The sequence below is a fragment of the Paenibacillus sp. OSY-SE genome, assembly GCF_000283315.1.
In the GTDB taxonomy this organism is placed as follows: Bacteria; Bacillota; Bacilli; order Paenibacillales; family Paenibacillaceae; genus Paenibacillus_B; species Paenibacillus_B profundus.
Genome location: NZ_ALKF01000181.1, coordinates 60,245 through 84,117, shown reverse-complemented (window position 1 = coordinate 84,117; position 23,873 = coordinate 60,245). Strand labels below are relative to the sequence as shown.

Here is a 23,873-nt window from a genome sequence, read left to right as displayed (position 1 = left end):
CCATGACGTATAGATAATGCAGTTTCATCCGTTAGAGTCTAGCTTACCCTATACTGTTACAACGCAGCACTTACGCAAAAGGTTGCAAATCCAATACTTAATTTTTTTTAATAAAAGACTGGTCTGTATATATCTACCATCTGTTAACCGTTTATTCCATGATTGAAACGCTGTGATGCGCTTTACCCGCTAATGGAGTGAAAACAGTTAGGCGGAACGGAGGCGATACGGCAGTAGTGATCAACTAATTGCGCAAGTGTCTGGCTCCGCGATTTTTGTGTGAAAATATGACGGGACGCCTCCCCCATTTGTCGTCGAATAGCTAAGTGGATGGCGAAGGGACGAAGCTGGCTTGGCAATCACGGTGAAACCATTCCATGCACCTCCATAACAGCATTTCCAAAGATGCGAATCGGTAGAACTTCTAATACAAATCAAAGTGTATGACTAGAAACGATAAGAGGAATGCGCCTGGTCTGCGCGTAATGGACGCCTACGAGTCCGAGTAGCTCACGGACAAGAGTCGGCCGAAACCGGTCCAATTGCTTGTGGATGAAATGTGGATTGGAAAGGGCTAACCCACATCCGGGGTAGAAAGCGAAAGGAACGCTTCCCGTTCGCAAGACGTCAGGTTCCAAGCGAATGTGCGGCTGTGACTCCGGAGCGATAATCTTGAGAGCGGTGCGCTCCCCCGGATCAGCGAAAGATTCGAAGTAATCGGCCAATCGTTTGAGCGTTCATGCCACTCCGTCCATTTCAGGCCAGTACATGTCGGTAAATAACGCAATCCGCGTCATACAACCTCCCTGAACGATTTTGAGCCATATAATACTTAGGATAGAATAGGAATATATAATTGAAATTAGCCGTATTAAAAAATATGATGAAGATGCCCAGCGACTTCCGCAGGGCTTCAGAGAAAATTCACAAATTCATCATCTTCTGTTAATGTTACGTTGTTACGATTAAATCATAATCTACCGCATAACGGAGGGAACGACTATGACCCGTGTTATCGCGTGGCTTGGGCATCGTGAGCGTCAATTGTTCTTTTGGATAAATCAACGACTGCACCATCGCACCATGAATATTTTTCTGTATACGATGACTCATCTCGGCGGGGCTACCTTCACCATTGCGTTTACCATTCTGCTCGCTCTGTTAGCGCCTGCTCCATGGGCACGGGTCGGCTGGCAGTGCTTGGTCGCATTGGCCCTGAGTCACATACCAGTCGCTTTGATTAAAAAATGGTACCCGCGCGTACGGCCCCATTTGGCGTTGCCGGATATTCGTACCTTCCGCAAGCCGCTTGTGGACCATTCATTCCCGTCTGGGCATACGACCGCCATATTTTCTGTCATCATACCGCTTATTATCGCGAACCCGACATTAGCTTGGGCACTGCTTCCGGTTGCGGCCATCGTGGCGTTATCCCGCATGTATCTGGGGCTTCATTACCCTTCGGACTGCTTGGCGGGAGCCTTGATTGGGACAGGGGCCGCCATCAGCACCGTAACGCTGTGGACCTAAGAAACAAGTTGACACCGGCAGGCAGTAATGTGAGTATTGATGGATAACGTTTCAATAGAAACTTCATAAATTTTGATAAAAAAGTAAAAGGGTGACTACCATGCAACAAGCTGTGACATTGACGCTTCCTTCGGGTCCGTTCACACCCGGTTCCGACATGGAAGGCAAAAAGCGCATATTGTTGTTGTCGGAACGATTCGGGGCAGGTCACACCCAGGCTGCCCATGCTTTGGCTGTCAGCCTGAGAAAGCTGTCGCCGCAGCATGTGCAGACGCGCGTGATGGAATTAGGCAGCTTCTTAAATCCGAAGACGGCTCCTCTTATTATAGAAGCTTACCGCAAGACGGTAATCGTTCAACCGAAGCTGGTCGGATTCATGTATAAAACACAATATCACAAATCATTAAATCGTCTGACAACAATGGCGCTGCATCGGGTATTTTACACGCATGCGATGTCGGTGATGCGTCAATTGAAGCCGGATATGATCGTATGCACGCATCCGATTCCGAGCGCAGTCATTTCGCGCCTGCGCAGACTCGGGCTGGATGTCCCGCTGTGCACACTCATAACGGACTATGATGCGCATGCGGCTTGGGTCAGCCCAGCTGTGAATCGTTATTTCGTCTCCACCCCGGAAGTCCAATCGAAGCTGGAGACACACGGTGTGGACAGCAGTTGTATCCAAGTGACCGGAATTCCGGTTCACCCCAAGTTCTGGGAGACGCATGACCGCAATACAAAGGCAGATATCCGCGAACGGTTCGGGTTGAAGGACATGCCGACTGTTATGGTAATGGGTGGCGGCTGGGGGGTCATGGATCCGAGCCAGACGACTGAGATCTTGACCAGATGGCGCAAAGACGTGCAGTTCATCTTCTGCATCGGCAACAATGAGAAGCTGCACCGACGCCTGCTGCAAAATCCGCGCTTCCAGCACGAGAATATTCATGTAATCGGCTATACGCAGGAAGTCGATCAACTGATGGACATCTCCGATCTGCTCGTTACGAAGCCGGGAGGCATGACATGTACCGAAGCGCTCGCGAAGGGCATTCCGATGCTGTTCTATCAGCCGCTTCCAGGACAAGAGGAAGAGAACTGTCATTATTTCACGGAAAAAGGGTACGGTGAGCCCATCGAATCGTCTCATTCGGTAACGAAGTGGATGAATATGCTCGTCCATCAATATGATGAAGTAGCAGCACGCCGCCGTGAACACGAACAGAATGTGGCACGCTATCATCCGAAAGCATGCGCAGAGACGATTCTCCGCATGCTGCAGCAGGAGCCGGAGCAGGCAAATCCTGCTTTCTCTTTCTTTGAAGAGTAACGGAACGACAATGGAAAATGGATATGACAAAGAACACGCGGGAGCTGCGCAACAAGTTGAAACGCAGGCCCTCGTGTTCTTTTGTTGATCCTGTATAGTATGATACCGGTCGCTTAGCTTACGACAAAGAAGTGCGATAGTCATGAAGAGTCTGGGTGCCGATGAGCACCTCGACCCGATGAATGTTCATGCCTTTGTTAACGAATTTTTGCTCATACTCCGTCATGACATGCTCTTCATTAATACCGTCGCGGTGCAGATTCAGACTGATGTTGCGCATTTGCAAGCCCATCTGCGCAAATGAATTGAGCGAGAATTCAAAGAGCGTCTCTGAGTCCGTCTTCAGGTGAATTTCACCCTTCTCGTTCAGAGCACGCTTATATTTCTCAACAAAGCGCGCATGTGTCAAACGGCGGCGGGCATGGCGATTTTTCGGCCATGGATCGCTGAAGTTCAAATAGACGCGCTCAATTTCATCTTCAGCGAACATCTTTTCCAAAAACTCAATATTCGCACGCACCAGCTTCAAATTCGAGCGCGGCTCCACACCTTGCTCTCCCCATAACGAACACGCCTTCGCGCAAGCGCGCGCAATTAATTCATCATACATATCCACGCCGATAAAGTTCACTTCCGGGTAGTTCAAGCTCATCTGGCTGACGAACTGCCCTTTCCCCATGCCAAGCTCCACATAAATCGGCCGGTCATTTCCGAACAATTCGCTCCATTTGCCTTTATATGTCTCCGGCTCCAGCACGGCGAGCTGGGATTGTTGCTCCAGCAGTTCCTTAACCCCTCTTTTGCCACGTAATCGCATGTGCTTTCCTCCAATGAATATGATCCAATCCCCTATTTTGAATGACAACCAGTAAAAAGTAAAGACTACCATAACAGACTCCGCCTCAGCAGCCGCGCAATCTAAAAAAAGAATGCCTGCGTCGCCGCGGCATTCTGTCATCATCATCGCGCATTTAGCTTCATTACTGCCGTTCCATGCCGTATTTGCGCAGAACGACCGCGTTCAGCTTGCGCACCGCCTCAGACTTGACCGAGGGATCAGCATGGAATTTCTGCCCCGCCAACGCCATTGCTTCCTTCACCGTCAACTCAATCGTAATCTTCTCTTCTCCTTGCGGAATATGAATAGCAGAGTTCATCATCCATCACCTCATTAATTAATGACAACGCGTGATTGGCTTGCCGATTAGCGAAATGGGTTGCTTCAACGTATGGTGAAAGCGCTTTATCCACTAGTTAAAATATAACATGAAATGTAAGGTTATTCAAGCGTATTTATAGGAACGGAGACCGCTAGCTGACGATATTTTGTCTTCGTACATGTCTCGTTTCGAACAGGTAAATCTTAATCTTGACCAATTCCAGACAGCCTATCGCCGTCTTCTGGAAGCTGTAATCAGCGTACAGGGCTAATCCGTCATGGCCAGCTTCCTGGCGTTTCATATCCGTTGCCGCACCGACCTGCGCGCATCCGCATCTTCGCTTTTGCGGCCAGATCTGCTACAATAAAGCCACAGTGCACTCCTCTCCTTCTTAGCAATCGGAGCTGGAGCAAGCTGAAGCATAACCTTAGATTGGAAGGGCTTGTGTGCCATTGAATGTACTCATGAACGAACAACCGCATATCCCGGAGCAATGGGGAGATAAGCGGTTCCATAAATGGAATACCGAGATGCGGAGACAATTCGGGGAGAAAGTATTCAAGGTCATGCTCGATGCCGGCTTCACCTGTCCGAACCGGGATGGACGTATCGCCATCGGAGGCTGCACCTTCTGCAGCGCGCGGGGGTCCGGCGATTTCGCGGGGCGGCGCCGCGACGACTTGGTCACCCAGTTCAATACGATCCGCGACAAGCAGCACGAGAAGTGGCCCAATGCCAAATATATCGGCTATTTTCAGGCGTACACGAATACGTATGCGCCGGTGGACACGCTGCGGGAATATTTCGAGGTTATATTGGAGCAGCCCGGTGTCGTCGGCTTATCCATCGCGACACGTCCCGACTGCTTGCCGGATGATGTCGTCGAATATTTGGCAGAGCTGAATGAGCGCACGTATCTTTGGGTTGAAATGGGGCTGCAGACGATTCACGAATCGACGTCCCAGCTTATCAACAGAGCGCACGACACGGACTGCTACTTGCAGGCGGTAGAGAAGCTGCGCAAGCACAACATTCGCATCTGCACTCATATCATATACGGACTGCCGCAGGAGTCGCATGAGATGATGATCGAGACTGCGAAGGCGGTCGCACGCATGGACGTGCAGGGCATCAAGCTCCATCTGCTCCATCTGATGCGCAAGACGCCCATGGTCAAGCAATATGAAGCAGGTCTGCTTCGCTTCTTGGAGATGGACGAATATGTGAAGCTAATCGTCGATTCCCTTGAAATTCTTTCCCCGGAAATGATCGTGCACCGCGTCACCGGCGACGCGCCGCGCGACTTGATTATCGGTCCGATATGGAGCTTGAAGAAGTGGGAAGTGCTGAACGCGATTGACGCCGAGCTCAGACGGCGCGATACGTGGCAGGGCAAGTATTGGAGGGAGCCATAGCATGGGCTTTCTCTCCGTACTAAGCTATGGGCAGCAGATCGTGAAGGAGCGCGTGCAGCCGGGCGACCGCGTCATTGACGCGACGATGGGAACGGGCGTGGATACCTTGTTCCTAGCCCGGCTCGTCGGGCCGCGCGGCGAAGTCGCGGCCTTTGACATACAAGCGGAGGCGCTGGGGCTGACGCGGCAGCGCCTCCGCTCCGCCTTGGGCGTGGACGGCGGCGCGCAGGCAAGCCTGCATCTGGCAAGCCATGCCGAGATGCGCGGCGCGCTGCCTCCTTCATGGCACGGCGCGACGGCGGCCGTCATGTTCAACCTCGGCTATCTGCCGACGGTTGAAGCGGATAAGCGCATCATGACGGCGCCGTCCACGACGCTCGCGGCGCTTGACGCCGCCTTGACGCTCCTGCGTCCGGGCGGTGTGCTCAGCGTCGTGCTGTACCCGGGCCACGAAGGCGGCGACCGCGAAGCGGACGCCGTCCGCGCCTGGGCGGAGGCCCTGCCCGCGGCGCTCGGGCAGGCGGTCGTGTACCGCATGCTGCAGCGGCCCGAAGCGCCTTATGTCATCGGCGTGGAGAAACGTTCCGCCAGAGCCGGCTTGCCGAACCAACGATAGGAGTTGAAGGATATGGCAGTGCGCAAAATCGAGCATACTGGAATTATGGTCCGTCAGTTGGAGCCATCCATCCGCTTCTACGAGGATGTTATCGGCATGAAGCTGAAGGATACGCTAGTACATACGAACGGCGTTATCCGGCTCGCATTCCTTGCCTTTCCCGGTGCGGATGAGAGCGAATTGGAATTGGTTGAAGGCTACAGCGACCGTCTTCCTGAGGAAGGCAGGGTGCATCATCTGGCCTTCCGCGTCGACGACGCGGAAGCCGAGTTGAAGCGCGTGAAGGCGCTCGGCCATGTCGAGCTTATTGATCAGGAACTCGTCACCTTGCCGAACGGCAGCCGCTATTTCTTTTTTAAAGGTCCGGACGGCGAGTGGCTTGAATTTTTCCAAACTACGAGAAACTAGACAACACGGGAGTGAGAGAGCATGACAACACCATACCCACTGAAATTTCAACCTGAATTCAAAGAACGTGTCTGGGGCGGACGCGCGCTGACGCGATTCGGCCTGGATCTGCCGGAAGGCCATATCGGTGAAGGCTGGATGATCGGCGATCATCCAAACGGCACGACCAAGGTCGTGAACGGCGAGCTTGCAGGACTGGGCTTGGACCAAGTTCGCGAGCAACACGGCAAAGAGTGGTTCGGCACGAAGGGCTTCTCTGAGAAAAATGGACGCTTTCCGCTGCTCATCAAGCTGTTGGATTGCAATGACGACTTGTCCGTTCAAGTGCATCCGACAGATGAATATGCTGGCCTGCCGCAAGGAGAGCTGGGCAAGACGGAAATGTGGTATGTGCTTGATGCAAAGCCAGACGCCAAAATCATTTACGGCTTGAAAGAGAACATCGATCGCGAAGCGCTGGCGAAAGCCATTGAAGAAGGCCGCATCATGGAAGCACTGCAGGAAGTTCCTGTGCAAGCGGGCGATTCCTTCTACATTCCAGCCGGTACGGTGCACGCGTTGTGCGCAGGCGTTGTAGTCGCCGAAATTCAGCAAAATTCCGACACGACCTACCGCCTGTATGATTACAACCGCCCAGGCTTGGATGGCAAGCCGCGCGAGCTGCATATTGAAGACTCCCTAAATGTCATCGCTTACGAGGGGGCGGGAGCTTCGCGCATGAAGACGGACTCTGCTGCGCCTAACGAATGGCTGAAGCTTGCTGAATCTCCTTATTTCCGCGTAGAAAAAGGAATCGTAAAGCAGCCATGGGCCTTGTCCACGACACCGGAAAGCTTCGTTATCCTAGTCGTATGCGAAGGCACGGGCACACTCAAATGGGCAGAGCAAAATTTGCCGTTCAAAGCGGGCGAATGCTTCCTGCTTCCTGCTAATCTTGGCGCATATACGCTTGAAGGCGACTGCAGCGTACTCCGCTCGGTAGCGCCAAACGCTAAAGATTAAACAATAATGCACATAAAATTTATACGAGGCTATTCCATCAGTAGATTATTCTAATGGTGGAATAGCCTTTTATGTGGAAGTCGAATTGAATTAGTTAGGAAGGGGGAGGATCTCTGATTTAACCTTTTCGCATTTTGAAGACTGCCTCTTTTCTTAAGGATGTCGCGAACGAAAAAAAGCCATTCTCTAACTTATCGCTATTGAAACTCGATATCTCCACGATTGAGCCTTTTTAATTCAGTGGATTTATAGTTCCATTTATATGAACATATATTGGTTCTTCAACTACAGAATACTCTTCAATACCTGAGTTGCTCAATAATTCTTTAATTTCACTAATAGTATATGAGGCATTCACAGAATCCAAGAAAGATTTTCTCAACTCTGCTGGAAATGTTTTTTCTAAAACAGTTTGTTTTATTTTAGGGTGAATATCCCTTTTCAAATCTAATATATAAAAAGAACCATTTCCTTTTAAGACTCTTTTTATTTCTTTAAAAACGACTATGGGATTTCGCCATTCATGCAAAGAACGATAACTAAAAACAAAATCGAATTCATTATCATGAAAAGGTAACAACTGTGCATCTTCTTTGATGTACTTGACTCTATTTTGAAGAGCATATTTTTTTGCATTTCTTTTAGCTATTGTAATCATTTCTTCACTAATATCCACACCTGTCAGCATAGCGTCATCTTGTTGTTTAATAATTTCCAGTCCAATATAACCAGGACCTGAACCGATTTCAAGAAACTTGCTATGTCCAGCACATTTTTCTTTTAAAAGCTGGAGATTTAACCATCCATTATCCCTCATACTTTTCAACATTTCATCATATAATTCAGCGAATTCAGTTTCTTTTATTTCTAAGCTAGGTTCACTTTTTCTAATGTTCAACTTAACAGCTCCTTTGTTAACTATTCTCTTTCAATAAGCTTTTATTTTTTAAACGCTTGACTACGCACTCTAATATCAGCAAGCCTTTTTCTTCAGCCTCAATCGCGCTATAGATTAATTTATTTATTCTCTCTAGCAATTCATTATCATGAACTAATGTATACTTATATATCAAATTCCCTATTTTTCTCCATGTAGAAGCTAATTGAAAATATATATTATTACTTTGGAATCTTTCTCCTGATTCAAATAGACTGAATTGCTTAGTTAAAATTAGTAATAAATCTCCCATTGACTGTCTGGTTTGAGTCAATCCCCCGGGTTTATTTATTTGAGTAAATAAATGAATATTACAAAAAACATCAATTTCTTCAGCAAAGTAATACATTCCGCTGATGCCTTTATAATGGTTCTCGTTAATTGTATTCGTTTTCAAACAATTAATTGACATCGAAAGACCATCAATTATTAAAGAATTGGCGTCCACATTCCAGTTTAAGTTTCCATTATCAGAGTAGTATAAATCTACATATCCATTTTTTCCAACAGCATCAAGAAATAGTTGAAAAGGAATGCTCTTTATTCCGTTATCAAAGATAGTCACATTTTCACTTTCAATTCCCAAAACAATAACCAGGCTCCAATAAGTAGAAATCTTATAAAATGAAGAATAGTCTAAATAGTAGTTGTTTATCCAAATCAAAGGTAACTTTCGGGATTTATGTAACTTTTTCAAAAAGATCACTACTTCATCTACTTCTAAACATGTATGTGTTAGCGGTTCTTTCAATTTACTCTGCAATCTAGCGAAAAAATCGATAAATTCTCCATTCCTCCCGCTAATATCGAAAAATTTAGAAGACGAACCGGGATTATAAGAAAAACCGAATGTTCCTAGAACACCGCTGATCCAACTTTCCATATGCTTAATTTGATAAAATTCAAAATAATTCATAATATTTACAGAAAAACACAAATCACCTGTTTTACATGGAAATTCAGAAGAAATAGTGCCCACCCCCTATTAGAAACAAAAGCGGAAATTAACTGTATCTAAATTTACCTGTGTCAGACTTTGGCAAAGAGTCAATCCAAGTTACCAATTTTGGAACTTTATAAAGCGCAATTTTTTTTTGACAAAATTTAATTAATTCCTCAGCAGTAAGATTCTCATCTCGACGCACTACTTGTGCTTCAACAATTTCACCGTAATCAGGATGACTAACTCCTTTCACCAAAACTTCTCTAACATTTGGATGAGCCAAGATTATATCTTCTACTTCTGCAGGATTTACTTTCAATCCAGAAATATTAATTAACCTTTTGCTTCTTCCCTTAATATACAGATATCCATCTTCTGATAAAAACCCAAGATCTCCTGTTTCATACCATTCATCAGAAAACAAGTCCCCCGACAAATAACCTATTGCTTTCCCAGTATTTCTGACTTGTATATTTCCAATAAGTTCATTCTCTTTCTTTACCACTCTTATATTTACTTTATTCAAAGGCCGACCCACAGACTGTATATTCAAATTAATATCTTCACTTAAATTTATAGCAATAGTGCCTGTCTCAGAACTACCATATTCTTGATGAATAATTTTTCCTGATAATTGATAAAATGTCTCTGCTAAACTTTTTGTTATTGGCGAGCCTGCAGAAATGCATAAACGAAGCGAACTTAGGCAGGACTCTCTTGCAACCAAATGTTCACTCAAAATATTATACATATATGGTACAGCATGGAAAATAGTTGCCTGTTCATTATAGATCATCTCTAAAAGTTTTTTGGGATGAAATGAATTCATTACCAACAAACAACTTCCACTATATAAACCTGCCAGCATACATGAGCCAAATGCATATGAATGATAGAATGGAGTTACTGCAACCAATTTATCAGAAGGTTTTAAATTCACCGTTTTCACATAATTATCCACTGCCTTTATTAAAGATCTATGAGAATTGACAACACCTTTAGGTTTCCCTGTTGAACCGGATGAATAAAGAATCATAGCCGGTAAATCTATATTAATAAGTTTATCAGTATAAGATCGTGAAGATTGGTATACTTGTCTAAAATCTTTTGTCGTAATGATGCTCATGTCTAGGCTTGATAAAAATTCACTTTTTTCATTCAATTCCTTTATTTTTTTTAATCCATTATCATCTGTTATTACCCAGTTGGGGTTAGTTTCTTTTATGATTGAGACTAGTTCATCATTTAATTTGATATCCGATAATACAGCAACTCCCCCGCAATTAGTAACTGCAAAAAAGGCCACTATAAATTCCATACAATTAGGTAACAATAACAAAACTCTTTGCCCTAGTAAAAAATTTTTTTCCTGAAAAAAAGCAGAACCATTTTTTATATACGTATTAAGTTCATTATATGTAACTTCTATATTATTGGTTTTTAACGCAATGTTTTCTCGGAACGTAATGTTACTATCAAAAATATACTTATATATGGACATATATACCTCCGATTTACAAAATGATTCAATTCATATGGTATATCTTTTTTAGAAAGAACCCCTTTTTAACTTTCATAGTCCTCAAAGTTGAAAAAGGGGCATTTCTGGGTTTCATTATTTGGTGAATTCAAGATTGTAAAGGTAGTTAACAATGTGACTAACATTGAATTCGACGTTGTCCCAATACTTGTCTTCTATTTCAATTCCAAAGTCTTTTTCTATTTGGACCAATAATTTCAGATAGTCTAATGAGTCGAGTATTATATCTTCAATCTTTATTTTTTCAATTCCGTCTGACGGATGTATCAATATTTCCTGCAATAATATCTTTATTTTTTCCTCTATTTTTTTTTTCGTGACCATGCACTATTCTTCTCCTTTTAAGTTCATAATACACTCTTTATAATTTATTTCACCATGAACAAGTTTGGTAATCATCTTTGTAATTAACCTCGGGTTCTTATGTTGAAATATGTTTCTGCCAATAGCTACGCCAGATGCCCCGCCGCTAATAGTATCGTTCACCATTGAAACCAATTGTTCAGTGCTAGTGGTATATTCTCCGCCTGCAAATATTACAGGAACATTAACTCCATTTACAATTTTGCCCACGTCTTCTCTTGAACCAGGGTAGTGTAACTTAATAATATCTGCTCCAAGTTCTTCTGCTATACGAGCAGCATGAGCTATAGGCGTCACCTTATTAGGATTATTGCAGGTATACATCATAGCTAATAAAGGCATTCCCCAATTTAAACATAACTTAGATACCTGCCCCATACTTTGAAGCATCGATGGTTCAAGATCACATTCCAGATTAATATGAAGGGATATAGCATCCGCACCTAATTGTATTGCTTCTTCGACCGATCCAACAATTACTTTATTTGAAGTATCATTACTTAATATGGTGGAAGCAGACAGATGCATAATAAAACGTCCAATTGCAAGTTCTTTGTTGCATGCAATACTCTTTAGGAGTCCTTTATGAACAACTATCGCATTTGGTTCCCCGGCCAAAACTTCTCTAGCAGTATTGCAATAATTTTCGATTCCCTTAATTGGGCCATATGTAACACCGTGATCCATAGGCACGATACATGTCTTACCAGTTGCTCCAAACAATCTTGCTAATCTTAATGTTTTACCATACATAGATATCACCCTATCTTTCTTATTGTCATATTAAAATCTATTTTTCTTCAATACTTTCATCAATTTTTATTCCGACATGTCTCCCACCTTCACATGTGTAGGCCAGTAACTCATCGCCTATTTTTATGGAAGATACATTAAGAGGAGAACCGTCCCCTCCAAAAATTCTAATATGCCAATCATCCTGCACAATCGCGTTAATTTTTTTATTCATTACTTCTACTTCTATTTTTATTAAAGGCCTCTGCTCAATTTTCACTCTTCCTACACTAACTTCCCTGGTGTTTCCGGCAGTATCGACACATATAACTTTGCTGCCTGCTTTTAACTCAGTCAGATAGGAAGTCATCGAATCTGCAGACCAAACATATGAATGAATAGCGCCTGCATTGACCCTGAATGGCCTTAACTCCATATACGGCAAATAATGCGTTTCAGAACTAACAAGCAGTCCCCCAAATGAAGTTGAACCAATTATCATTCCTTCGTTCATACCTAACAAGCTTATTGTATCTATGCACGCTCGATGACCCATGCCCACGTGCTGGATATCAGTAACTTTTCCTTTAACAAGGTTTATCTTTCCTCGTTCGTTTTTTGAAAGTAACTTGTCAATTGCAATAACTGAATTATCATCAATTTCAGAAAATATCACACCATCACTTCCTACTTCCATGACACCGAAGGAAATTTCGGCATCTATAATATTTTTTGTGAATTTTAATATTTTTGTTTGTTTTTCTTGCAATCGAGCAATTAATAATTCAAGCGGGATGTTTGTTTCATCTTTAAATTCTACTGCCAGGAAATCAAAAGCCTGCGATTCGCTCCAAGCTGCTTCCATATCAGCATGATTTTTCACAAAAATATAAAATGCAGTTCTATATCCTTTACTTTTTGCTCTTTTTAAAAAGTCCACAGATGTTGTAAATAAAACCAAATCCTTCGAATATTCCGGAATCTCATCTTTGTTTTCATCTACATGTAAGATTAGTTTTGTTTTTTTTGAGAACGCTAACTTATTTAACTGGCTTTCCTTTATCAATAAGTAGTCAATTCTTAACTTATTCACTAAATCAACAATTTTTGTTTCATTAGTTACATTTCTTATATCAAGCCAAATCATTTTTTTTTCCACTTGAAACACCTCACAATACAATTTATAAAAAACGGATGTTTCAAACATTATTTATGTTTGAAACATCCGTTCTCCTCATGTGTCAATCTAATTTATTTTCTATATAAGCAATTAAACTATTCAAGCTTCCAAAGTTAGATAGATTTAAGTCATCATCAGCAAATTCAATATCAAACTCTTTTTCAATTTCTACAACTAATTGTATAAATTGAACAGAATTAAGTCCTAAACCATCATTTTCACCAATACCCTTTACATCCTCTATTACTAAAATTTCATTTATAATTTTTTCAAGCTTACATTTGATTGTATTATTCAACAAGATCAATCCTTTCTTTTTTATTATTTAAAATTTAATAATTGTTTTATTAGAACATTATCTTCTTCTTTGATAATATAATGAATCAATTTCCTATAATAATCAGAAATTTTATTTATATAGTTTTCATCATAAGAACATTTATTATAAATAAAATTAACTTTCAATTCACTATCAAAAGAAATTACAATGTTCAAATTATAATTAGTTTGCGGATTAAACTTAACCTCTGAAATCGCAAAATATTCATTTACAAAATCATTTTGTTTTAACGGGTAATTTTCGAAAACGAATACATGATCTATAATATTCGAGTTATTAGTGTTAAGTTTTGCTTGTAATTCCATTAATGACACATAACTAAACTGTTCTGAAAGGGCCATTGAGCTTTGTGTTGCACTTAGTAAATTCGAGAACTGCGTATCCATTGACACTTGAATTCTAAATGGCATGACATTTACAAAAAGTCCTACCATTTCATCAATTTTATCTAGGTCAAAATTTCTTCCTGAGGAAACCACTCCAAAAACAATATCATTGAGATTTGTAAACTTACTAAGTGTAATTCCCCATAGCACCTGTAAAATCGTATTCACTGTCACTCCATATCGTTTTGCTTGTTGAATTAACGCTTGTGATAGTGACGAGTTAATCGTAAATTCTTCAAATTTTCTTATATAACTGTTACTAGCATTGGTTTCAATAGAATTTGAGAAATCATAATTTGAAAGATATTTTGTCCAATATGCCAAACCTTCGCTTTTATTCTGTTTTTGAAACCATTTCATATACTCCGAGTAAGGATAAGAAGATGTCAGGCTTAGAATTGACTTATTATTTTGTAAAGAAGACAGTATAAAATTTAAATAGTCTTTGACAACAATCCCTAAACTCCAGCCATCCATAATAATATGATGATAACTCCAAATGAGACTATAAGTATCTTTTTTTATTTTCAATACCGAAATTCTCAACAAGGTATCTCTTAATAAATCAAAACTTTGTTCTCTATCCTTACTTTTATAATCTTTGATATAATTTTTCCTTTCATATCCACTCATCATTGAAATATCTTCATAATTAAGTACTCCTTTTTTATTACGGAATATTATTTGGATAGGTTGTTTAGCTTTTTTATATGAGAAATTCGACCGTAAAACATCATATTTCTTCATAAGCAGATGTAAACTTTCTTCAAATAAGGAAACATCCACATCCCCTTTCAACTCAAACGAAACCTGTTCAAAAAAGTAACGTCTGCCTTGATAAAACAACGTATAAAATAGCATTCGCTCTTGAGATGGAGTAACAGGATAAAAATTTTCAATTCCAGATGTTTCTTGATTTTCCTTCAAAAGATATTTCTCAAATTTCACAAGCTCTTCAAATGAGAAGGAATTAAAGAAATAATCGCTTGGCGTTGCCTGATTAGACGGTACACTCATGCAATGTTCAATAATCGATACTAAATTGTTATGGAACAGCTCATTAAATTGTGTAATATCATCCTTAACAAAATGGAATTTATTATAAGTTATACTTATAGTCATTTGTTCATCTAGTATAAGACCAATCACTTCAATTAAATATTTCCGTTCAGATTCAGGACTAATTGAATGTCCAGTAGATAAATCTGAAATAGTAAAGACTTCTGGTTTCATGCTGTTATTAAAATCACCCAAATAATTAAACATAATGACCGGCTCAATATCTAAATCATGGTTTTTATTAATATATTTTAAAATGCCGTAACCAACCCCCTTAGATGGTATTTTTCTAAGACGCTCTTTTGTTGTTATGATCCCCTGTGCAATATCATCAGATTTTATCTCCATACTTAAAGGGAATAAACTTGTAAACCATCCGATTGTACGTGATATATCTAAATCTTCAAATAGCTCTTCTCTTCCGTGCCCTTCAAGGTCAATGAAAAACTTCTCACTTCCTACCCATTGGTAAATGGAAAGGCCTAATGCGGTAAGTAAAATATCATTAATTTCTGTATTATATGCCTGATTTACAGATTTTAACAACTTTTCAGTTTCTGATTTTGTTAAATTGAACGACATGCGTTTTGAGTCCTTAACTTTGTTATTGAAACGATTCGTATTATTAAAGAGCGGGGATACCGCTTCTTTTGAAATATGATTCCAATAGTCTTCTTCCTCTTTTTGGATATATTTTTGTTCGTGAAGATATTTAGTCCAGTCTTGGTAAGAACTTGTTTTATCAGGAAATCTAACGTCTTCCCCAGACGTTATTTGTAAATATCCAGAGCTAAGATCCTCCAGAAACACTCTCCAAGATATGCCATCAATGATTAGATGATGAGCACTCAGCTGTAAGTAATGGCCTTCCTTTGTTTTGTACAAAGCAACTGCAAGCAAAGGTCCATTTTCCAAATCAAATCTAGACTGTATTTTATTCCCTCCTTGTTCGATTGTCTTTCGTATATTATCTTCATTAGTAATGTCGAAGCAAGAGAAAGCATACCCTTCAGCATCTATTCCCTTATTATATTGACTGATTTTATTTCCATTTCGCCGAAAAGTCATTCGTAATGCATCGTGGTGTATTACTATCTCTTTCAAAACCCTCTGTAGATTTTCGTCTACAAAGCCTTCTTTACGGTATAGCAAAATAGATTGATTGTAATGATGAGAATCCATTAAGTTTTGCTCAAAGAACCACTGTTGAATGGGAGCCATCTGTGCTTCTCCTACTACGGGAAGACTAGATGTTTGATTTTTATTTTTTACTATTTTGATTAATGGACTTAATTCCTGAATTGTTGGATGCATAAATATATCTTTAAGCTGGATTTTTAAACCGTGCTTCAATAATTTTGATGATATTTGTATTGCCTTGATTGAATCTCCGCCTAGAGCGAAAAACGGATCATTTACACTTATATCTTTTGCAACAAGAACTTCCTTCCATACTTCAACAAGCGTTCGCTCGATATCATTTCTCGGAGCAGTATGCTTCGTGCTTTGAGACTGCAAGTCAAAAACATTAGGCAATGAATTTCTGTCCAATTTGTTATTTACGTTTAACGGAAGTTTTTCTAACTGCAATATCTGGTTTGGTATCATATATCCAGGCAATACTTTTGCTAAATGCTCTTTAATTTCATTTATATTTACTCGACGCTTATTGCATACAACGAAGGCAATTAAATGAGAATCACCATTTTGATCTGATTGCGTTACAACAACTGCTTCTTCAACTGCATCATTATCTAATAAAGCAGCTTCAATCTCCTCAATTTCAATACGGAAACCCCGAATTTTAACTTGGTAGTCTTTGCGACCTATATATTCGATTGAACCATCGTCAAGAAGGCGCCCTAAATCACCTGTTCTATACATTTTAGTATTGTTTTTAACAAAAGGATTATTTATAAACTTCTCATTAGATAGTTCGTCAAGATTAGCATAACCGCGGGCAACCCCATCACCAGAAATATAGATTTCACCAACCACATTGGTAGAGACCGGGTTTTGATATTCATCCAATACATATATTTGGGTGTTAGCTATTGGCTTACCAATTGTCACACATTCATTTTTTCTAACTTCATGCATCGAAGACCATACGGTTGTTTCAGTTGGTCCGTACATATTGAAAACTCTAGCTGTCGTTTTGTCGAGCAACTTATTAGCAAGTTGTTCACTAAGTTTTTCTCCTCCTATTAAAATAGTTTGTAATGATTGCAAAAAATGACTGTATGAATTATCAGAAAGAAGAATTTTTAAGGTAGATGGTGTACATTGCAATAAAGATACTGGTTCTGTATAATGTTCTTTTTTCTCAGTAATCTTCCTATTATACTCTTCCTTAAGTTTCGCTAAATTACTTAAACCATCAAGAATCACATCATCTTCTAATCCGAAATCAATTAAACAAGCAATTTCAGTCACTCCAATATCATGCAGTTGTTCCACAATGGAGTGAACGCTTTCAATTGTGCCCATTAAGGATAATTTGTTCCAATATTTTTGAAAAGACAATTCTAGCAGCTGCTCTTTTTCTGCATGATCAAGCTCCATCAAATTGATTGTTTCACCATTGACTAAACTACTATTTAAAAGATTGGAGTTAGATTCAATATAAGAGTAAAAAGGCTTTCGCACTAATTTTTCCACTTCTTCAAGATCATTTCCGACAAAAGTATGCAACATTACGGTTATCCGCGCATCTTTTTTCGAGAAACCATTATCCTCTAATAACTGGTGATATGATTGTATGTTTTCTTTTAACGTTTGGAGATCCTGTCCAAATAGATGAGTAAGAATATTCAACCCTAGTTTTCCTGCTTTTCTATATGTTTCAGGATTTCCTCCTGTAGTTACCCATATTGGCAGTTGATTTTGAATGGGTCTTGGAAAAGATTCAACCTCCACATTTTTTCCAATTCCATTCTTCCGTTCAATCTTCTTTCCTTGCCAAAGTTTTTTGACTTGCTCAATTTGCTCATACATAACATCTGTTCTATTTAAGTATGCTTCAGGATTCAATACAAAATCATTTGGATGCCACCCATTGGTAAATGCAAGTCCCACTCTTCCTTTAGATAAATTATCTACTATGGCCCATTCTTCAACAACTCTAAGAGTATCATGCAACGGTAAAACGATACTACCTGAACGTATTTTTATATGTTCAGTAATTGTTGATAAAGCAGCAGAAATTACTGAAGGATTTGAGTAAAGACCTCCAAATTCGTGAAAATGACGCTCAGGAGTCCAGATCGCTTCAAACCCATTACTTTCAGCAAATTTTGCTGAATTTAACAGTAAGTCATATTTATTGTTTGTTTTTTTCTGATAAGTCGAGAAAAAAAACATGCTAAATTGCATAGGATTATCTTTAGCTGGAGCAGGATAATCATTAACAATTTCATATAAATTATCAGATGAGCTTATTATTATTTTTTTGCCGCGCGTTAACGTCCAAAGCAGCTCTAATACTGAAATATCGAATGCTACTGATGTTAGGGCTATACATGAATCTCCTGCAATATCTCCTATTTTTTCATCCATGGCACATAGAAAATTAATGACATTCCGGTGTTCAACCATAACACCTTTGGGATTTCCCGTTGAACCAGACGTATACATTAAATAAATTAAATTGCATGGTTGTGTTTGATTTATGATATTTATTGTGGGCAGATTTAAAAGTTCATTTTTTATTTCAACTATATTAATGCATGTTATATCAGTATATTTTTCTACGTACCTATCTTCTGTTAATATACACTTCATTTTACTATCCTTAATAATAAATGAAGTGCGCTTTTCAGGATTTATAGGCTCGATCGGAACATAAGCTGCTCCAGCTTTCAGTGCTGCTAACATTGCAATCACCAAGTTTTCCGAACGATCCAGCATAATACCTACTCTATCTTCGGTATTCACTTGGCAATAATTACGCAAATAATATGCCAACTGATTAGATTTTCTATTTAATTCTTGATACGTCAATTTTCTTTCCTTATGAACAAGTGCTATTTTATCGGGATATTCACTGGCTATTTTCTCGAATTGTTCATGAATACTTACGTTTGTATTATAAGGCACACTTGTTTGGTTTCTTTGAAAAAGAATGTTGTTTATATCTTGTTTAGACAACATTTGAAGTTGAGCTAATCTCATATTAGGATTTTCTACAATTGATTTTAATAAATTCACAAAGTTCCTTGACATAGTAGAAATTGTGATTTCTTTGAATAACTCAGTACGATATTCAAATTTACACTCAATACACTCGTTCTTAATTGTTGTATCCAAAGTAAGATTATATTTAGCTTTATTATTAAAATAGGACTTATGTGTAAACCTGATTCCTTCTGCTTCAGTCCATTCTTCGCCCTCAACCTGATGCGCGTTAAACATTACTTCAAACAATGGATTTACATTATTTTTGCTCTGAGTATTTAATTTCTCATACAATACATCAAAAGGATAATCTTGATGATCGATTGCTTGCAGCATACTCTCACGCACTTCGACCGCGAAGTCAACAAACGATTTTTGAGCTTCAGGTTGATTTCTTATACAGAGCATATTAATGAACACGCCGAAACAATCACTTAAATCATCGTGTGGCCTCCCGAGAACAGGCATTCCAATTATAAAATCTTTTTGTCCGGAGTACCTGCTTAATAAAATGAAGTATGCGCTTAAGAGAAGCATATTAACTGTGCAGCCTTGCCGGAATGCAAGTTGTTCAATTTTCATTTTGAGCTCAGTATCAATATTAAAATACAACTCTCTTCCTTCATTAGTTACAAACTGTGTAATTGTATAGTCTGTGGGAAGAGTTAACATCTCTACGTTATTCGTTATTTCTTCTAGCCAAAAAGACTCACTCTTTTTAATTTGATCGGATTCAAGTAACTTTTGCTGCCATGAAGAATAATCTTTATATTGAATTTTTAAATCAGGCAATTTTTGTCTCGTATAAATTTGAAACAGTTCTGAATTCATTAACCTGATTGACTCACCGTCACAAATGATATGGTGAATATCATAAACTAATACGTGGTAATCTTCATAAATGGAAATTAACCCAATACGTAATAAAGGTGCGCAAGTTAAATCAAAAGGACGGACAAACTCTCGGACTGTGCTTTCTATTTCTTCTTCTGAAAGAAGATTCATATATTCGATGCTTATATCGGCATGATCATGAATTTTTTGATATAAGATATCGTTATCAAGCTCGAATGAAGTTCGAAAAACCTCATGTCTATTAATTAAAGCTCGAATAGACGACAATACTTGGTCTTTATTAATTCTGCCATTAATGATTATTGTGCCGGTTACATTATAGCTAGAATCATCGACATCCATTTGATTTGAATAATACATTCTCTTTTGGGCTGAAGAAGCTGGATAAAACGATTTTTTTTCAACTAATGGAATTGTATTCTTTTGCGCCGTCCCTATTCCTGGTATTTTTTTGGCTAATTCTTCAATTGTACGCAAATGAAGAAAATCCTTTAAAAATAGTCGAACTTGAAAGCGTTTGTTCAATTTATTTATGATTGCGCCAGCTTTTAATGAATCTCCTCCTAAAAGATAGAAATCATCATTTACCCCGATGCGATCTAATTCAAGTATTTCAGTCCATATCTCAGTAATTTCTTTTTCAAGATCATTTTTAGGTTCTTTAAAAGGTTGTACTTGACAAAGCATGTTGATACTTTTTTCACGTAAAGCATTGCGATTAATCTTTCCGTTAAGTGTTAAAGGGAATTCCTGAATCTCGACAAAGAAATTCGGAATCATATAATAAGGTAAATAATTGTTCAATAAAGTCTTTATTTCTTGTGTAGTTGATGAACAAGATTTGTGGAAAACTACATAGGCGATTAAAATATGATTATCATAGTCATCCTTCTTATCAATAACAACTGTTTCTTTTACATTTTCATGATGTTGGATTATACGTTCAATTTCCTCTAATTCAATTCTATTTCCATTTATTTTGATTTGGTGATCGTTTCTCCCCATTGATTGAATCCTTCCATCGGGTAAGAAGCGACCAATATCGCCTGATTTGTATATTCGTTCCATTCCATCCTTAACAAACGGACTCACAATAAACTTTTCTTCGTCTTCTTCTTCACGCTCAAGATAACCCCGAGCTACCCCCTTACCGCCAATATAAACTTCGCCATAGCTCCCTATAGGAAGCGGTTTCAGTTTTTTGTCAAGAATATATATTTGCTGGTTAGGCAGTGGCCTTCCGAGAGTAATTAAATCATCTCTTTTGAGTTCGACACAACAAGACCAAATTGTTGTTTCGGTTGGTCCGTACATTGTAAATATTTTAGCATCTGTAATATCGAACAAAGCATCGGTCAAACTTGGGTTTATTCTTTCTCCTCCAATAAGAATATACTTTAAAGATTTAATGAACTCATAACAATTTTCGTCTTTTATGATTCTGCTCAAAATGGAAGGCGTTGTTTGAATTATCGAAATCGGTTTATTGTTGTTTAAAAAATTCGGCGATACGTATTGATTAAAGTCTCCTAGATATATTTCATTTGTATTAAGAACTACATGTAAACCTATTATCATAGAACCTAACAATTCCATGACAGATAGATCGAATGAAATTGATGTTATAGCCAAAATGGAATGATCCTCATTGATTTTCAATTCTTTCTCTACACCATAGATAAAATTCACAACATTTTGATGATTGATTTGAACTCCTTTAGGCTGTCCTGTTGAGCCGGATGTATATATTACATATGCAAGATCACTTGTTTCATTGACATGGAGCGGATTTTGTATGCATTCTTGATTAATATGCTTTCTATGCTCTTCAAGTATAATGAATTTGTCTTGTTCTATATCAATGTTGTTAAAATGGCTCGACTCTATGATTAGTGTTTTTAGTTTACTATTTTTAATAATATATTCTATTCTTAGTTTTGGGTAATTTGGATCCAAGGGAACATAGGCAGCACCTGATTTTAGAATTGCTAAGATTGAAATTACCAATTGCTCATTTCGGTCCATGAACAAACCAATTACATCATCTTTTCTAATATTGTAATTATTGCGAAGATAATGAGCTAACTTATTCGCTTCATTATTTATTTCTTTGTAAGTAAATTGATTCCCATTCACAACAAGTGCAACTTGATTGGGTTTTCTCTTTACTTGTTCTTCAAATAGCTTTTGAATTGTCTTGTTAAATGGAATTTCATAATGTGTTGAATTAAATTTTATAAATAGAAGGTCCATCTCTTCATCAGTAAGATAATTAATTTGATCCAAGTTCTTATCAGGCTCTTTCATAAGAGAAGAAAAATAACGTTCAACGTGTTTATAAAAACGGTATATCGAATCTCTTTCATATACATTTGCGTTGAAGTAAGATGTAATATTAAGTTCTTGCTTCAAAGAAATCTCGATTACTAAGTTGTATTTCGAAGAAAATTGTTCTGCTTGATTATATTTATGAATACTTTCCATCACAATAAGTGTATCTATTTGCTGCTGAGTGTTTGACATTATTTTCTGAAGCTGTTGCAGGTGTATGTCTTGATATTTAATTGCATTAAATATTTCTGATTTAGTATTCTCCAATAAATCTTTAAAATTCTCGCTACTTTCAATGTTACTTATTAATGGAATAATCTTATTGATCTGTCTCTCTTTAAATTCACGCTCTTCAAAAGATAAAGTTCCTAGTATAACCTCTTCGTAGTTCTTGTATCTATATAATACATATTGAATTCCAGAAACAAGAACGACAAATAAAGCATATTTTGATTGATTTGATATTTGCATTAGCCAATCAGTAACATCTTCTGAAAAACTGTAGCTAATTTTATTTACAAGCACTTCTTCCGAAGAATAATGTCTATCCATAGGGATAGCTCCGGTTTCAAACTTTCTCTCCAGCCTACGAAGCCAATAGTCTTTTGGATTCTTGTACAATTCACGGGTTACCAATTTTTTCACCTCTACTTAATCTCAACTCAACATCATTTTCCCACGAGTAATAAATATCCACTTTATGGTCAAGCTCAAGTAGTCTTTCACTTACTTCTTTCAACTTGTCGGTGTAATGCTGGTCACTTTGTTCCAGCATAATTCCAAGACAAGTGCCGCTATGTGCAACAATGACACCTAATCCATTTACTAGGGAACAAATATCAATCAAATCATCCAGCCGATTTTTATACATAAAAGATTGATTGAGAACAGCGCTTTGTGTCGCAATTTGACCAACTGTTTTTATATCTCTCTGTTCCATTGCATTTATCATTTTATCTAGCAACATGGCATACTCCCGCCTTTCTGAAATCGTATGCATTTTGCGGGTTTTATTAAACAGAACAGTATCGACTTCTCCTCCTTCATCAATACTTACTACTGTCAAAGGCGGTAAATGTCCAAGTGAGTATCCTAATTTAACTTGTCGATGATAAAAAACTACCACTTCGTGATACATGACACCATCAGTTGGTTCAATTTGCTGTAAAAACGAATTAAGTAGTTCGTTCGAAATGCGAAGACTATAATAAGAAGCAATGGCACGGGCCGTAGACACAAGATCAGCCGAGGAACTCGCCATGCCTTTCCCAACAGGAATCTCACTATCAATTTCAAGTACACCATTTAACGGTAAATGAAACTGTTTTAATATCATACATGCTAACTGGTATGATTTGCTTTTATTTTGTGGCTTTACCGTAAGCTGATTGCAATCGGGATTAATATTGAAACTTGCTCGTGAATACGTTTGGATTGGAAAAGTAACAAGAAATTCTGAATCTTTTTCATCAAGAGCACCCTGTAACAATTCACCAAATGTACCAAATGCGTAACCAAGGCCCGTTCCGGAACGATTTGTTTCAAAACAATTTATTCTGTTGCTCAC

The 23,873-nt window shown here is 38.9% G+C and carries 17 protein-coding genes and 3 pseudogenes; 6 read left to right on the top strand and 14 right to left on the bottom strand.

The window, feature by feature from the left end:
* The first annotated feature begins 1,002 nt into the window (after positions 1–1,002).
* Positions 1,003–1,530 (top strand): phosphatase PAP2 family protein, encoded by a 528-nt coding sequence (locus A372_RS0114670; RefSeq protein WP_019421619.1) that lies wholly within the window; start codon positions 1,003–1,005, stop codon positions 1,528–1,530.
* Positions 1,531–1,687: 157 nt separating this feature from the next.
* The gene (locus A372_RS0114665; RefSeq protein WP_036704317.1) at positions 1,688–2,863 is read left to right on the top strand and encodes a UDP-N-acetylglucosamine--LPS N-acetylglucosamine transferase; all 1,176 of its coding nucleotides are present in this window, start codon (positions 1,688–1,690) and stop codon (positions 2,861–2,863) included.
* 118 nt (positions 2,864–2,981) lie between these two features.
* On the opposite strand, the gene trmB is transcribed toward A372_RS0114665, so the two are convergent.
* The 3 genes from trmB to A372_RS37380 all read right to left on the bottom strand — a co-directional run bounded on the left by trmB (position 2,982) and on the right by A372_RS37380 (position 4,324).
* Complete coding sequence (gene trmB, locus A372_RS0114660; protein ID WP_026011082.1) at positions 2,982–3,680, bottom strand: tRNA (guanosine(46)-N7)-methyltransferase TrmB; 699 nt, start codon at positions 3,678–3,680, stop codon at positions 2,982–2,984.
* Positions 3,681–3,843: 163 nt separating this feature from the next.
* The gene (locus A372_RS0114655) at positions 3,844–4,023 is read right to left on the bottom strand and encodes a hypothetical protein (protein ID WP_019421616.1); all 180 of its coding nucleotides are present in this window, start codon (positions 4,021–4,023) and stop codon (positions 3,844–3,846) included.
* A 151-nt stretch (positions 4,024–4,174) separates the two neighbouring features.
* Positions 4,175–4,324, bottom strand: coding sequence for a hypothetical protein (locus A372_RS37380; protein ID WP_157259567.1), 150 nt, complete (start codon positions 4,322–4,324; stop codon positions 4,175–4,177).
* A 163-nt stretch (positions 4,325–4,487) separates the two neighbouring features.
* Here A372_RS37380 and A372_RS0114650 point away from each other — a divergent pair, with 163 nt between their 5' ends.
* From A372_RS0114650 to A372_RS0114635, 4 genes are read left to right on the top strand one after another with little or no spacing between them, the layout of a single operon-like run.
* Positions 4,488–5,438 (top strand): TIGR01212 family radical SAM protein, encoded by a 951-nt coding sequence (locus tag A372_RS0114650; RefSeq protein WP_026011081.1) that lies wholly within the window; start codon positions 4,488–4,490, stop codon positions 5,436–5,438.
* Between the two features lies 1 nt (position 5,439).
* Positions 5,440–6,054: a class I SAM-dependent methyltransferase gene (locus A372_RS0114645; RefSeq protein ID WP_019421614.1), complete on the top strand. Its 615-nt coding sequence runs from the start codon at positions 5,440–5,442 to the stop codon at positions 6,052–6,054.
* Between the two features lie 12 nt (positions 6,055–6,066).
* Positions 6,067–6,462, top strand: coding sequence for a VOC family protein (locus A372_RS0114640; protein WP_019421613.1), 396 nt, complete (start codon positions 6,067–6,069; stop codon positions 6,460–6,462).
* Between the two features lie 21 nt (positions 6,463–6,483).
* Positions 6,484–7,464 carry a type I phosphomannose isomerase catalytic subunit gene (locus A372_RS0114635; RefSeq protein WP_019421612.1) on the top strand — a complete coding sequence of 327 codons (981 nt, stop codon included), beginning with the start codon at positions 6,484–6,486 and terminating at the stop codon, positions 7,462–7,464.
* Positions 7,465–7,696: 232 nt separating this feature from the next.
* On the opposite strand, the gene A372_RS34005 is transcribed toward A372_RS0114635, so the two are convergent.
* The 11 genes and pseudogenes from A372_RS34005 to A372_RS33990 form a co-directional block, all read right to left on the bottom strand.
* Positions 7,697–8,362, bottom strand: coding sequence for a class I SAM-dependent methyltransferase (locus A372_RS34005; RefSeq protein WP_019421611.1), 666 nt, complete (start codon positions 8,360–8,362; stop codon positions 7,697–7,699).
* A gap of 16 nt (positions 8,363–8,378) precedes the next feature.
* Positions 8,379–9,380, bottom strand: a complete 1,002-nt coding sequence (locus tag A372_RS0114625; RefSeq protein ID WP_157259566.1) for a hypothetical protein — start codon at positions 9,378–9,380, stop codon at positions 8,379–8,381.
* A gap of 25 nt (positions 9,381–9,405) precedes the next feature.
* Entirely contained in the window at positions 9,406–10,845 is a 1,440-nt protein-coding gene (locus A372_RS0114620; protein ID WP_019421609.1) for a class I adenylate-forming enzyme family protein, read from the bottom strand.
* A 114-nt stretch (positions 10,846–10,959) separates the two neighbouring features.
* The gene (locus tag A372_RS0114615; protein ID WP_019421608.1) at positions 10,960–11,208 is read right to left on the bottom strand and encodes an acyl carrier protein; all 249 of its coding nucleotides are present in this window, start codon (positions 11,206–11,208) and stop codon (positions 10,960–10,962) included.
* Positions 11,209–11,211: 3 nt separating this feature from the next.
* Positions 11,212–12,000 carry a 2-amino-3,7-dideoxy-D-threo-hept-6-ulosonate synthase gene (locus A372_RS0114610; protein ID WP_019421607.1) on the bottom strand — a complete coding sequence of 263 codons (789 nt, stop codon included), beginning with the start codon at positions 11,998–12,000 and terminating at the stop codon, positions 11,212–11,214.
* Positions 12,001–12,037: 37 nt separating this feature from the next.
* Positions 12,038–13,138, bottom strand: coding sequence for a 3-dehydroquinate synthase II (locus A372_RS0114605; protein WP_036704310.1), 1,101 nt, complete (start codon positions 13,136–13,138; stop codon positions 12,038–12,040).
* Between the two features lie 82 nt (positions 13,139–13,220).
* The gene (locus A372_RS34000) at positions 13,221–13,457 is read right to left on the bottom strand and encodes an acyl carrier protein (protein WP_019421605.1); all 237 of its coding nucleotides are present in this window, start codon (positions 13,455–13,457) and stop codon (positions 13,221–13,223) included.
* A gap of 23 nt (positions 13,458–13,480) precedes the next feature.
* A pseudogene (locus A372_RS39575) lies at positions 13,481–18,307 on the bottom strand (MupA/Atu3671 family FMN-dependent luciferase-like monooxygenase); the annotation flags it as partial.
* A gap of 72 nt (positions 18,308–18,379) precedes the next feature.
* Positions 18,380–19,006, bottom strand: a pseudogene (locus A372_RS39570) (AMP-binding protein); the annotation flags it as partial.
* An 81-nt stretch (positions 19,007–19,087) separates the two neighbouring features.
* A pseudogene (locus A372_RS39565) lies at positions 19,088–22,951 on the bottom strand (amino acid adenylation domain-containing protein); the annotation flags it as partial.
* Positions 22,929–23,873, bottom strand: a complete 945-nt coding sequence (locus A372_RS33990) for a GHMP family kinase ATP-binding protein (RefSeq protein WP_019421603.1) — start codon at positions 23,871–23,873, stop codon at positions 22,929–22,931. The pseudogene A372_RS39565 and the gene A372_RS33990, both read right to left, overlap by 23 nt.

Bases quoted from the DNA above. Each gene is read 5' to 3' on its own strand.
- A372_RS0114670 (WP_019421619.1), top strand. From the start codon at position 1,003: ATGACCCGTGTTATCGCGTGGCTTGGGCATCGTGAGCGTCAATTGTTC.
- A372_RS0114665 (WP_036704317.1), top strand. From the start codon at position 1,688: ATGGAAGGCAAAAAGCGCATATTGTTGTTGTCGGAACGATTCGGGGCA.
- trmB (WP_026011082.1), bottom strand. From the start codon at position 3,680: ATGCGATTACGTGGCAAAAGAGGGGTTAAGGAACTGCTGGAGCAACAA.
- A372_RS0114655 (WP_019421616.1), bottom strand. From the start codon at position 4,023: ATGATGAACTCTGCTATTCATATTCCGCAAGGAGAAGAGAAGATTACG.
- A372_RS37380 (WP_157259567.1), bottom strand. From the start codon at position 4,324: ATGAAACGCCAGGAAGCTGGCCATGACGGATTAGCCCTGTACGCTGAT.
- A372_RS0114650 (WP_026011081.1), top strand. From the start codon at position 4,488: ATGAACGAACAACCGCATATCCCGGAGCAATGGGGAGATAAGCGGTTC.
- A372_RS0114645 (WP_019421614.1), top strand. From the start codon at position 5,440: ATGGGCTTTCTCTCCGTACTAAGCTATGGGCAGCAGATCGTGAAGGAG.
- A372_RS0114640 (WP_019421613.1), top strand. From the start codon at position 6,067: ATGGCAGTGCGCAAAATCGAGCATACTGGAATTATGGTCCGTCAGTTG.
- A372_RS0114635 (WP_019421612.1), top strand. From the start codon at position 6,484: ATGACAACACCATACCCACTGAAATTTCAACCTGAATTCAAAGAACGT.
- A372_RS0114620 (WP_019421609.1), bottom strand. From the start codon at position 10,845: ATGTCCATATATAAGTATATTTTTGATAGTAACATTACGTTCCGAGAA.
- A372_RS0114615 (WP_019421608.1), bottom strand. From the start codon at position 11,208: ATGGTCACGAAAAAAAAAATAGAGGAAAAAATAAAGATATTATTGCAG.
- A372_RS0114610 (WP_019421607.1), bottom strand. From the start codon at position 12,000: ATGTATGGTAAAACATTAAGATTAGCAAGATTGTTTGGAGCAACTGGT.